10 protein-coding genes are annotated in these 12457 nt (G+C 40.1%); 2 read left to right on the forward strand and 8 right to left on the reverse strand.

The features are described from left to right. Nucleotides 1-104: 104 nt before the first annotated feature. Together V7112_RS00800 and V7112_RS00805 are read right to left on the reverse strand one after the other, a co-directional pair. A complete protein-coding gene (locus V7112_RS00800; protein ID WP_335413956.1) occupies nt 105-1499 on the reverse strand; it encodes a sucrose-specific PTS transporter subunit IIBC in 1395 nt (464 codons plus the stop codon). 127 nt (nt 1500-1626) lie between these two features. Further along, entirely contained in the window at nt 1627-2613 is a 987-nt protein-coding gene (locus tag V7112_RS00805; protein ID WP_335413958.1) for a LacI family DNA-binding transcriptional regulator, read from the reverse strand. A gap of 166 nt (nt 2614-2779) precedes the next feature. On the opposite strand from V7112_RS00805, the gene V7112_RS00810 reads away from it, so the two are divergent. Continuing rightward, nucleotides 2780-3616 (forward strand): GNAT family N-acetyltransferase, encoded by an 837-nt coding sequence (locus V7112_RS00810; protein WP_335413961.1) that lies wholly within the window; start codon nt 2780-2782, stop codon nt 3614-3616. Nucleotides 3617-3875: 259 nt separating this feature from the next. Here V7112_RS00810 and V7112_RS00815 read toward each other — a convergent pair whose 3' ends face one another. From V7112_RS00815 to V7112_RS00830, 4 genes are all read right to left on the reverse strand, one after another. Next, the gene (locus V7112_RS00815; protein WP_335413963.1) at nt 3876-4259 is read right to left on the reverse strand and encodes a GNAT family N-acetyltransferase; all 384 of its coding nucleotides are present in this window, start codon (nt 4257-4259) and stop codon (nt 3876-3878) included. A gap of 107 nt (nt 4260-4366) precedes the next feature. Continuing rightward, on the reverse strand, nt 4367-5188 hold the full coding sequence (gene kynA, locus V7112_RS00820) for a tryptophan 2,3-dioxygenase (RefSeq protein WP_335413967.1): 822 nt from the start codon (nt 5186-5188) through the stop codon (nt 4367-4369). A 198-nt stretch (nt 5189-5386) separates the two neighbouring features. After that, nucleotides 5387-5812, reverse strand: coding sequence for a threonine/serine exporter family protein (locus V7112_RS00825; protein WP_335413969.1), 426 nt, complete (start codon nt 5810-5812; stop codon nt 5387-5389). A 17-nt stretch (nt 5813-5829) separates the two neighbouring features. Then, nucleotides 5830-6573, reverse strand: coding sequence for a threonine/serine exporter family protein (locus V7112_RS00830; RefSeq protein WP_335413972.1), 744 nt, complete (start codon nt 6571-6573; stop codon nt 5830-5832). A 204-nt stretch (nt 6574-6777) separates the two neighbouring features. On the opposite strand from V7112_RS00830, the gene V7112_RS00835 reads away from it, so the two are divergent. After that, nucleotides 6778-8442, forward strand: coding sequence for a glutamine--tRNA ligase/YqeY domain fusion protein (locus V7112_RS00835; RefSeq protein WP_438823842.1), 1665 nt, complete (start codon nt 6778-6780; stop codon nt 8440-8442). A 37-nt stretch (nt 8443-8479) separates the two neighbouring features. Here V7112_RS00835 and V7112_RS00840 read toward each other — a convergent pair whose 3' ends face one another. Together V7112_RS00840 and V7112_RS00845 are read right to left on the reverse strand one after the other, a co-directional pair. After that, nucleotides 8480-10054, reverse strand: a complete 1575-nt coding sequence (locus V7112_RS00840; RefSeq protein ID WP_335413977.1) for a SpoIID/LytB domain-containing protein — start codon at nt 10052-10054, stop codon at nt 8480-8482. A gap of 253 nt (nt 10055-10307) precedes the next feature. Further along, nucleotides 10308-12026, reverse strand: a complete 1719-nt coding sequence (locus V7112_RS00845; RefSeq protein WP_335413980.1) for an ABC transporter ATP-binding protein — start codon at nt 12024-12026, stop codon at nt 10308-10310. Nucleotides 12027-12457 lie beyond the last annotated feature (431 nt).

The raw sequence follows: 12457 nt of genomic DNA on the forward strand, positions 1-12457 counted from the left end.
CTCGGCTCTCTGGTCATAAGCCAATCGCTTCGGAAGGTAAATTGCACCTTCCGTCAGCGCTCGTCTTATGCTTGTCGCCGATTTGCGGGCGCCTTACACATTTCTTATTTCTCTAGCATTTTATCTGAATATCCGAACATCCAAGTAAGAATGAAAGCAACCGCAATTGCTGCTACATTCACTAAGATATAGAGTAAAATTTGTCCGTTTAAATAAAGCAATGTTCCTGGAATTACCGTGATTGCCATTCCTGTTCCTTTAAGCCCAAGAATGGAAGCTAAGAAGCCACCAACACCACCGCCGATAAGTCCCATGATAAATGGTTTCACATAACGAAGGTTAACCCCGAAAATAGCTGGCTCTGTAATACCTAAAAATGCAGATAATGTAGATGGTAAAGCTAAAGCTTTTAATTTTACGGATTTTGTTTTTAATCCTACTGCTAAAGCTGCTCCACCTTGTGCTGCAACCGCACATGTGACAATTGCGTTATAAGGGTTGAATCCGAACTTTTCTAGTAATTGGATCTCTAATAGGTTAAAGACGTGATGAACACCTGTAATCACGATAATTTGGTTGAGGAAACCAATGATTAATCCCGCTAACCCAAATGGCCACTCAAGTACTGCTACTGTTGCGTCTAAAATGATATTTTCAACAGTGTGGAACACTGGTCCGATTGCAAAAAGAGCTAAGGCAATCATGATGAGTAATGTTAAAAATGGAGTCACAATTAAGTCCAGTGCTTCCGGAACGCGTTTACGAATCCATTTTTCAAGCTTCGCACCAACAAGACCTGTGATAAACGCCGGGATAACGGACCCTTGGTAACCGACTACTGGTATGAATCCAAAGAACATAATCGGGTCCACGTCACCGCCTGCAACTCCCCACGCGTTTGGTAAGGATGGACTAACAAGCATTAATCCGAGCACAAGTCCGATGGTTGGGTTACCGCCAAACACACGGAATGTGGACCATGCGACAAGAGCAGGTAAGAAAATAAAGGCTGTATCTGTTAAGATTTGAGTAAATAAAATAAAGTTTTGAGAAATATCAGCAGGTGTTAAGCCAAACCATGAAAGGATTTCTTCTTGCATCACCAGTCCGCGAACGCCCATGAAAAGACCTGTTGCAACTAATGCTGGAATGATTGGGACGAACACGTCTCCGAATGAACGAACGGCACGTTGAAAAGCATTTCCGCTTTTCGCTGCTTCTTTTGATTGATCGGCTTTTGTCGATGTTTCAATTCCAAGCTTTTCAACCTCTTCATAAATACGGTTTACTGTCCCCGTGCCCAGGATGACCTGGAATTGGCCTGCGTTAAAGAATGCACCTTTGACCTTATCTACATTTTCAATTTTTTCATGATTGATTTTTTCTTTGTCTTGAACCATAATTCGTAATCTCGTTGCACAGTGTGCAGCAGAAAGAATATTTTCTTTACCACCAACTGCCTCGATAATCTCTTCAGCAATTCGACGATTTTCTGACATTTACTTTCACCCCTATAAAAATAGTGTCTGTATGGTATCGATTACATATACTAGGTAATCGATTACACATTGAACAAAAATGAAGATGGACTGTGTGTAATCGATTACACATCCATCACAAAACTGATTATATACTATCTCTAATTATTAGTCTATATTCGATTTGTTTTTTTTCAGAGGAAACCCCTTCCTGTAAAATCTGCAGCAATGTCTTAGCTGCTTCTGCCCCCGTATGCTCGCTCAGAAAGTCTACCGTTGTTAATTTCGGAACAACATACTTGGATAAATCAGAAGCTCCCATTCCGGTTAAGGCAACATCATGCGGAACCTCCAAGCCTTCTTCTTTCAGGTATTCCATCGCCCCAATCGCTAAACGGTCTGTAACAGCAACAATTGCAGTCGGTTTTTCGGAAGTTGCTTCAAAAATCCTCTTCGCTGTCGCATAGCCTGATTCAATTGTAAATTCTGCTTTTGCGATCCACTTGTTGACAACTGATAGTTGGTGTTCCTCCAATGCCGCTAAATATCCAGCTTTTCGCTTGAAACCAACCTCGTAGTCCGCCTCGTCTACACCGATAAATGCAATATTACGATGACCTTTTTCAATTAACAAATTAGTAATGTCCTTGGTAGCTTGAAAATTATTGTTGATTACAGAAGCAACCCCCTCCAGCTCTTGACCAGTCGCGACAAATGGAATGCGTAATTTCTTGATTTCGTTTAACAGTTCCTCTCCTCGATTGGTCGCAAGAAGAATGATCCCATCCACCTGCTTACTTTTTAAAAGCTTTACATACTCGATTTCTTTTTTTGGATCAAGATTTGTGTTTGTCAGTAGAATTTGGTAGCCGTGCTTTGCCAGTTCTTCGCTGATTCCATTGACAATCCTACTTGCTGTTTCTGTGCTCAGCTTTGGTAAAATGACCCCAATGACATTGGATTGCTTTGTCCGCAATGCTTTCGCGTGCTCGCTTGGAATATAGCCTGTTTCTTCTATAATTTTTAGAATGCGCTTGCGAACATCATCACTTACATATCCTGAATTGTTCAGCACACGCGAAACAGTTGCACTTGACACATTTGCCAGTTTCGCAATTTCCTTCATCGTCACCATGACATTTCCCCCAGTACATTTCATTCCTCTTTATTTTACACAATTCTTTCAGAGACAAAAGGGAATTGATTAGATTTGAAAAATATTTATTCTACGGGATGTCGGATTCCATTATAATAGGTTCGAATATACAAGGACATTTGAATCTAAAAAAGGTTGTGGGGATATGATTCATAAGCTTGAACAAGTTAACTTTCATATAGTGAAAACACTTCTTACGGGTTTTGAGAACCATCCAGTTATGAATGGGGTTATTGACGGGAACAATCTAGGAGAAATTTATGTAGATAATCTATATCACCCTGAAACTGCATTGATTTGGGCAAAAAATGAGATGTTCTATCTTTGTGGGAGGGTTGATAATCAGAAGTTTAACTCTGAGCTCGAGGAATATATTGCATCCGTGATTCGAGTAGAGGCACTCCCTGAGGAAGATACATTAAATCTTGAAATTTATCCAAACCATGAATGGGATGGATTCATTGATTCAATTTTTACCCGAGTCACCCTTCATAAAGGAGAACGTGTACCATTTATTTTCCATGAAGAATGTTTTAGTCCAAACGATACGAAGGAAATCCCTGAAGGTTATGAGGTAAAGTTCATTGACAAGGAGCTAATTGAATGGGATAAGGACCTGGTCATTAAAAATGAAATCATGAAGTTTTGGGGAGAATCCCTGGATTCATTTTTTCAAAAAGGTATTGGATATGCCGTCGTTCAAGGCTCGACTATTATCGGGACTTGTCTGTCTGTTTTTGTATCGAAAAATGAATACGAGATTGGAATTAACACTTATGATACAAGGCATCGCGGAAAAGGGCTTGCAACTGCAATGGCAAAAGCCTTTATTAGGAAATGTCTAAGTCGAGGCGGTAACCCGCATTGGACCACCGAGTCGTTTCGCAAAGATTCCATCGTAATTGCAAAGAAGGTTGGCTTCGAACAGCTTGAGAATTACCCCGTTTATTACATACCTTTTAATGAGTTTATCCTTGAATAAGGAGTTCCCCTAATGAGTGCCCTGGTTAAGCGCCCGGGCTGATAATTAGACGGAAAAGTTCCGCCTAATTTGGAATTATCGTAAAAAAATGCTCATATAGACGGAGAGATTCCGCCTATTGACTTAGAAATTGCAAAAATGGGAGGTTTTTCTCTGTATAGTCGGAAAATCTTCCATTATTTATCTCTAAACGAGTTCCGTTCTGTAGTTAACCGGAAAATCTCCGCTAGTTTTCTTTTGCCGGTTACATCAATCGCTCTTAAATAATAAACTCTTGAATCGAACAGTTTCTAACATCAAATCGTTCCTCAAAGTTTCCCTTTGTACTTTTTGAAATAATTCTTCTCCAAAACTCTCGGGCTCGCTCATTCTTCTCTGACTGCCTCACATACCATCTTCCAGGAAACATCGCAAAGATTTTCTCAACAACTTGGGACCCGATTCCTTTTCCCTCATAGCCCCTCATAATAAAAAACTCTTCTATCGAATTAGGTTCCTCTTCCGTTCCGCTTTGCATTAATACAAAGCCTGCAAGCAAACCATCCACTCTTATAAAATAAGCATGATGGTTACGATCCTTCCAATAGACATCCAGATCAAATCTACCAAAACAACCATTTTCACCAATCTTTATACTACTCATATATTTGGTAAATTCGTATATATAAAAATTGCATAAGATTATGCAAAACTTCTTCTTCCTTTTTTGAAACTACCTGAATTTGAATGTCCATTTTAGGCTATGCTCCCTTATAGTTTGGTCCTTATACTCCACAGTTCTGGGAAAAAGCGGTGATTTATGACCTGTTTCAGATACTCGACACCTGCCGAGCCACCAGTCCCTCTCTTATATCCGATAATCCTTTCAACCGTAATCATGTGGTTGTAGCGCCATTTCTGTTGGTGGGATTCAATATCAACTAGCTTCTCCGCAAGTTCGTAAAAATCCCAATACTTTTCAATATTTTGATAGACTTCTAACCAGGCCTGTTCGACACTTTCGTTTGCCTTATAATCCTCGCTCCAATCCCGCTCAAGACATGTTTTGTCAATTTTGAAGCCTCTCTTTGAAAGGGCTAGAATTGCCGCATCGTAAATGCTTTTTTCTTTAAGTGCAGATTCAACCTGTTTGTATATTTCGGGTTGATGTTTATAGACTCCAAGCACATTCGGCTTTTTATGGCCTAGGGCGAACTCAATTAGCCGATTTTGATAGGATTGGAAACCTGAGGATTTACCGAGTTCTCCTCTAAATTCCATATATTCAGCTGGAGTCAACGTTGAGAGAACATCCCAGGATTGAATCAATTGCTGCTGAATTCGCGAAACCCTTGCTAGCATTTTAAATGCAGGTTCAAGATCATTTTTTAAAATAGACAATTTGGCTGCATTGACCTCATGTAAAATGAGCTTCATCCAAAGCTCACTCGTTTGGTGGATAATGATAAACAGCATCTCATCATGATGCTTAGAAAGCCGATGCTGGCTTGAAAGCAAAGTATCCAACTGAAGATAATCACCATACGTCATATCCTTTGATAAATCATTGTAAATACCGTCTTTATTGTTCATACACGTCTCCTTTCGAACTTGAAAGATGGTGTTTATGTAACTAATCCTTATTTTCTATGAATATGCTAAAAATCCTTTATATTTCATAAAATTTCAGGGGGCAATTTGATAAATTTCGGGTACTATCGCTTTAAATTTACGTCTATCGATTTTAGTCAAAAAAAGGCCTCCTGGAAACCAAATTCCGGAGGCCCTTACCTATTTTTTTCTTCTAATAATTACCTGACTTAATACCTCTGAGATGACGAGCCCGAATGCGATTGAACCAGAAATCATGAACGCTCTTGCTGCAAGTGATATAGCAGTGGAATAGTCATTTTCAACAAAATTCCGCATCGCGTTATATGCAATTCCACCAGGTACCAACGGAATAATTCCGACAATACTATAAATAATTACAGGATTTTTATACGTTTTCGCAAAGATATGGCTGATGATCCCAACTAGAACCGATGCAGCAAGCGTTGCATAAACCGCATCAACCCCTTGCCAAAATAAAATGATATATAACATCCACCCCATCATACCCACGAGTCCACATTTTATAAGGGACTTTTTCGGGACGTTGAAGATGATTCCAAATGTACTTGAAGCAATTAAGCTTGTAACCAAATGGGAAAGCATAGTAAACTCCTTTCAGATTAGAAAATCGCGAGCACGACCGCTATCCCCGTGCCAATTGCTAGCGCAGTTAAAAAAGCTTCTGCACCTTTGGATAGCCCAGATACCAAGTGACCCGCAATTAAATCCCTAATGGCATTAGTAATCAGCAAACCAGGTACAAGTGGCATCACTGAGCCTATGATGATTTTATCAAGCTCCGCCCCAATCCCAGTAATGATAAAAAGATAGGCAACGATTCCTATCACAAATGAAGCCAAAATCTCGGAAAAAAACTTAATTCGAATTAACCGATGAATGAAGATAAAAAAGGCAAAGCCTACTCCCCCTGCAACGCATGCTGGTAAAAAATCTGTCCAAGTCCCTAGGAACATAATTGTAAAACAGCCACTTGCTATTGCAGCTGAAAAAATTTGAATCCAAATGGGATAAGATAAATCCTTTTTTAAAAGCTCATCCAGCTCATTTTTTGCCTCTTGAAGGGTTAAATCCCCGCTGCTGATTTTGCGTGAAATGCTATTTACCAGGGTTACCTTTTCTAAATCCGTAGATCGCTCATTAATTCGTACTAAATTAGTAGGCTCTGTCCCACTAATCGAGAACATAATTGCAGTTGGCGTTACATAGCTATGGGACGTCAAAATTCCAAATGCTGCAGCCATTCGGTTCATCGTATCCTCTACACGATACGTTTCAGCTCCACTTTCAAGCATAATTTTTCCCGCTAACAAGCAAATTTCCACAATTTCACTCTTTTTTTCCATAATACACCGCTCCGATGGTTAAAAATTCACATATTGTAAAGCTTATAGTAAAGACACCCTCATAATCAACTTAAACTTTGGTAAACATGAGAATAATGGAAATTATTCTGGATTTATGATATATTCATCCATTATAGTACCGTTCAAAGAGAAACGAAAATAACGTGATTTTTGAGCGTCCAGTACAGGATAACGAAAGAGGTTATGGCCGTGGAGAATAATAACGTTTCAAATTTTATTAGGAATATCATTATCGATGATTTAGAAACAGGTAAACGCGATCATGTTGTTACCCGCTTTCCTCCAGAACCAAATGGATACTTACATATCGGACATGCAAAATCAATCGTTTTGAACTTTGACCTTGCAGACGAATTCAAAGGAAAAACAAACCTACGATTTGATGATACAAACCCATTGAAAGAGGATATCGAGTTTGTCAACGCGATTAAAGAGGATGTAAAATGGCTTGGGTATGATTGGGAAGGTTTATTTTTTGCATCAGATTACTTTGAAGAAATGTATAACCGTGCTGTTTTACTCATTAAAAAAGGCCTTGCGTATGTGGACGATTTAAGTGCAGATGAAATCCGTGAATATCGCGGAACATTGACTGAGCCTGGAAAGGAAAGTCCATATCGTGACCGTACAATCGAGGAAAACCTTGAGCTATTTGAAAATATGCGCGCCGGCAAATATGAAAATGGTGAGAAAGTATTACGAGCTAAAATTGATATGAAGTCGCCGAACATCAATCTACGTGATCCTGTTATTTACCGAATTTCACATACGACTCATCATAACACAGGTGATAAATGGTGCATCTATCCATTGTATGCTTTTGCTCACCCACTTGAGGATGCGATTGAAGGTGTAACCCATTCGATTTGTACGATTGAGTTCGAGGATCAACGTCCTTTTTACAATTGGGTTGTCGAGCATTGTGAAATGGAACATCAACCACAGCAAATTGAGTTCGGCCGTATCAATTTAACTAACACCGTGATGAGTAAGCGCAAGCTAAAGCAGCTTGTTGAGGAAAACTTTGTGGACGGATGGGACGACCCTCGCATGCCTACCATTTCTGGGCTAAGACGAAAAGGGTATACACCTGATGCAATTCGTACCTTCTGCCGTGAATTAGGAGTAGCGAAAAACAACGGAACCGTTGATACACAAATGCTTGAGCATTTTGTTCGTGAGGATTTGAAGCTAAAAGTACCGCGTACAATGGGCATCATCAATCCGCTTAAAGTCGTGATTACGAACTATCCGGAAGGTCAAGTGGAAATGCTCGATGCGGAGATTAACCCTGAGAATCCAGAAATGGGTATTAGACAAATTCCATTTTCTCGTGAAATCTATATCGAACAAGAGGATTTCATGGAAAATCCACCGAAAAAATATTTCCGACTCTTCCCTGGTAATGAGGTGCGACTAAAGCATGCATACTTTATTAAATGTGAAGAAGTCATCAAGGATGAGGAAGGAAATGTGGTTGAGCTCCGTTGTACGTATGACCCTGAAACAAAGAGTGGTACAGGCTTTACCGGTCGGAAGGTAAAAGGTACAATTCACTGGGTTGAAGCGACACAAGCGGTGCCTGCAGAATTTCGTCTTTATGAGCCACTTATTTTGGATGAAGAAGAAAACGAGGAAGATGAAGATAAAACTTTCCTTGATCATGTCAATCCAAACTCTCTTGAAATCTTAAATGGATTTGTTGAGCCAAACATGAAAGATGTAAAACCACAGGATAAGTTCCAATTCTTTAGACATGGTTACTTTAATGTAGATCCTAAACTCACAACAGAAGACCATCTCGTCTTCAACCGCATTGTTTCCTTGAAAAGTTCATTTAAATTATAGAAAAAAGACTCGTGCCCAGCCGCACGAGTCTTTTTTTTTAGTATCTATCCTCTAAGTCGATTCCTTGGTAATAATGCTTAAGGATTTCCTCGAAGGTTGCCCCTTTTACTGCCATTCCGACGGCACCCGTTTGTGACAAGCCGACGCCATGCCCCCAACCACCACCGTATACTTTAAAGCCTATAACTTCCTTTGTTCCGTTGTCTTTAACTGGCTCAATGTGGAACAACGTGCTTAACAGCGAAGCTTGGTTGCCACTTGCATTAATGTATTTTAACGTTGTACGAATTTGATCCTTTTTTCCATAGAAAGTACCATTTTCCGTAACAAACTCAATTTCTAGCACACGACCTGAGCTTGAGCGCTCAAGAACATTAATTTCGTAAACCTTACCGACCTCCGTATTAAACGATGTGCTTAGTACATCACTCATTTCTTCTGCAGTCCATTCAAAATTCCAACGATGGTATTTGGACCAATCCGCTTCAAAGTCCCCCTCTTTTGCAGCGCGTAAAGACTTGGAGTTACTGCTGTTTTTAAAGACTTCAAGGGATGGAACGTGTTCAAATGCCTTACCTCTTTGGGCATCAGGCACCCCTCTTAAGTATGGAACAGGTTCTGAATTCCACACATCTTCATTATTTGCAGAGAATCCCCCACTCGTTGAGTTAAAGACAGCGGTAATTAATTTACCTTCATAGGTCGCAACAATTCCTCGTGTGCCATCAACTGCACCATTTGAAATTGGGTGTTCTGCCTCATAACCGCCATAAACTTGGTCAGAGGTTGTTGGAAGAAGGTCATAACCATCCTTGCCTCTCTTCCCCATATTAGATAATGCATAGGTTCTTGCAGCAATTGCCTGTGATTTTTGTGCCTCTAATTCACCATATGGTACAGGAGGCAGTTCACGTGGAACGACGCCATATAAGTACTCTTCAATCGGAAGTTCATTGATTCCTGCAAGTGCTCCCGAGCTGTTGAAACCAACCTCAGCGATTCCACGGTATTTTTTATCGTTAATTGTAACTAAATCCTCTGAAATTACTTGTATAGGATTGGTTGTCGTAATTGCCGTTTCACCTTTTGAAACCTGAATTGTGGACTCTCCCTCGGCGGTTGTAATTAATCTCCAATAGGCATCACTTGCACCTAATCCTTTAGCGATAATTTCATTTTTAAAAGCAGTTCTCACTGAAAATGATGCATCTGCAGGAAATTCTCCAATCAATAATCTCCATCCATTATTGTATTCCTCAATATAAGTTGGATAACCGTTTGATTCTGCTCGCTGTAGCCAATCGGCAACATGTGCATTACTTGTTGAAAATGCAACCTGTAATCGGTAGTTTGTTTTTACAACTGATGAGCCTGCCAGTTCAACCGTAACTTGCTCATTGGATCCACTTAATAAAACTTCACCTGTTTTTTTGTCAATGATATTAAAGTCACCAACCCCTCCGACATTCAGTGAACCTTCAGATGGCACAACACCAATTCGAATATTAGGTTCTTCTCCCTCACTCGCTTCTACGGGATTGTCCCAGATTCCTTGAAGCGATAAAACACCAATAAAAGTAAACACAAATAAAAGCTTAAAAAACTTTTTCACCTACAATTCCCCCTAATCATTTTTCCTCATATAGATAAGTTCGTTAGGGTTATAAAATTACCTTTCATACAATTTTACTATTTTTCAAAATAAAATTTCATAAACCTGTTTTACTCGTTCCCTATCTTCTGATAGAAACCGACAGAATTCTTTTTCCTTCTATCCGGTTTTGCGTGAATAGCCACTTAATGACTGAAATTTTTTCAGGACTTTAGACTCATCCGAAGAAAAAATGACCAGGAAATCCTGGTCATTAAGATTGATATTGAACTTGATGTAGGTTTGCGAAGATGCCGCCCTGTTCAAGCAGTTCATCATGTCCACCTTGTTCTGCGATGCCATCCTCCGTTACGACTACAATGCGATCTGCATTTCGGATGGTAGCTAGACGGTGAGCAATCACAAGAGTAGTACGATTTTTCGAAAGCTCAGTAAGGGCCTTTTGGATGATTTGCTCGGTTTCTGTATCTAATGCCGAAGTAGCTTCATCTAGAATTAAGATTGGCGGATTCTTCAAGAACATTCGAGCAATCGCAATTCGTTGTTTTTGCCCACCAGAAAGCTTAAGTCCTCTTTCTCCAACCTGAGTTTCAAAGCCCTCCGGTAAACCAGCTATGAAATCTTCAAGATGAGCACGCCTAGCTGCTTCCTCTATTTGTTCATCCGTTGCTCCGAGCATCCCGTAAGCAATATTTTCACGAAGGGTTCCTGTAAAAAGGAAAACATCCTGCTGTACAATTCCAATTTGTGATCGCAATGATTGCTTTGTCATTTTACGAATATCCATGCCATCAATTGAAATGGCACCACCATTAACATCGTAGAATCGTGGAATTAACGAACAAATCGTTGTTTTCCCCGCTCCAGATGGTCCGACAAACGCGACCGTTTCACCTGCATGCACCTTTAAGTTAATATCCTTTAGGACAGGACCCTGCTTTTCATCATAGCCAAATGTCACATGGTCAAACATGATATCACCATGAAGAAACGGAACTGCCACCGCATCCTTTGCATCCTTAACCTCTGGCTCAATATCGAGAAGCTCAGTAAAACGTTTAAAGCCTGCCATGCCCTTTGGATACAACTCTAATAAGGCACTAATTTTATCAATTGGCTTAAAAAGAACATTAACGTAAAGAACAAATCCAACTAGTTCTCCGTATGTAAGCTCGCCAGTAAAGCTTAACCATGCACCGACAACTAATACGATTAGCACAAACAAGCGTGTCATGAGGTAGATACCTGCGGAAGTAGACCCCATCACCTTATAGGCACTAAGCTTTGAACGACGAAACTTGCGGTTATCAACCTTGAACCTAGAAATCTCAAATTCTTCATTTGTGAAGGATTGGACAACTCTTGCGCCTGCCACACTGTCCTCCACCCTCGCATTAACATCTGCGATATTGCTGTACATCGCCTTCCACGCACGATTCATGCGAACGTTGGAAAAAGCAATTAGCCATATTAAAAATGGCACAACAATGATAGCGATTAACGCAAGCTTTACATTGATTGTGAGCATAATCCAAAATGCCCCAACAAAGGTCATGATTGCAATAAATAAATCCTCTGGGCCGTGATGGGCAAGCTCACCAATATCAAACAAGTCATTCGTAATCCTACTCATAACATGACCCGTTTTTGTGTTATCAAAAAAACGAAATGATTGCCGTTGCACATGCTGAAAAAGCTGCTGCCTCATATCGGTTTCAATATTAATTCCTAGCTCATGGCCCCAATAGCCCACGATAAATTGAAGGCCTGAGCTAACAAAATATAAAACTAACAGCCCAATGCTCACCCATACGATCGCGGACCAATTATTGGTTGGCAAAAGATCATCGATGAACTTTTGTACCGCAAGTGGAAAGAAAAGCTCTAAAATCGCAACAACTACTGCACAGCTAAAGTCAATTATAAACAGCCTTCGATGGGGCTTGTAATATGTAAAAAAACGTTGAATCATTTTGTCCTCTCCTTATGACTTCCTTTTCATCTATTTCGAATTATAAGCCGTCATACCTAAATTTGACAAACTATTTTGCTGGTCGAAATAATTAATTTTCGGGTTGAGGTACATGGTTGGCCTCTTTTCCCTTGTACGTGTACCCTAGACCCTTCTTGCGGTACATGCTCTAACACTTTCATCCTCAGCATGTATCACTAGACTCTTCTTACAGTACATGCTTTAACACTTTTTCTCGCTGCGTGTACCGCTGGACCTTTCTTGCGGTACATGCCCTAACAATTTCCCTCTCAGCATGTATCGCTAGACCCTTCTTGCGGTACACACTCTAACAATTTCCCTCTCAGCATGTACCGCTAGACCCTTCTTGCGGTACATACTCTAACATATTCCCTCTCAGCATGTACCGCTAAACCCTTCTTGCGGTACAT

Origin of the sequence: Bacillus sp. JJ1566 (assembly GCF_036962685.1) — a bacterium.
Taxonomy (GTDB): Bacteria; Bacillota; Bacilli; order Bacillales; family Bacillaceae_L; genus Ferdinandcohnia.

What these genes read in the sequence shown, in the direction of transcription:
- V7112_RS00800 (WP_335413956.1), bottom strand. Translation starts at nt 1,499, where the DNA reads ATGTCAGAAAATCGTCGAATTGCTGAAGAGATTATCGAGGCAGTTGGT.
- V7112_RS00805 (WP_335413958.1), bottom strand. Translation starts at nt 2,613, where the DNA reads ATGGTGACGATGAAGGAAATTGCGAAACTGGCAAATGTGTCAAGTGCA.
- V7112_RS00810 (WP_335413961.1), top strand. Translation starts at nt 2,780, where the DNA reads ATGATTCATAAGCTTGAACAAGTTAACTTTCATATAGTGAAAACACTT.
- V7112_RS00815 (WP_335413963.1), bottom strand. Translation starts at nt 4,259, where the DNA reads ATGAGTAGTATAAAGATTGGTGAAAATGGTTGTTTTGGTAGATTTGAT.
- kynA (WP_335413967.1), bottom strand. Translation starts at nt 5,188, where the DNA reads ATGAACAATAAAGACGGTATTTACAATGATTTATCAAAGGATATGACG.
- V7112_RS00825 (WP_335413969.1), bottom strand. Translation starts at nt 5,812, where the DNA reads ATGCTTTCCCATTTGGTTACAAGCTTAATTGCTTCAAGTACATTTGGA.
- V7112_RS00830 (WP_335413972.1), bottom strand. Translation starts at nt 6,573, where the DNA reads ATGGAAAAAAAGAGTGAAATTGTGGAAATTTGCTTGTTAGCGGGAAAA.
- V7112_RS00835 (WP_438823842.1), top strand. Translation starts at nt 6,778, where the DNA reads ATGGCCGTGGAGAATAATAACGTTTCAAATTTTATTAGGAATATCATT.
- V7112_RS00845 (WP_335413980.1), bottom strand. Translation starts at nt 12,026, where the DNA reads ATGATTCAACGTTTTTTTACATATTACAAGCCCCATCGAAGGCTGTTT.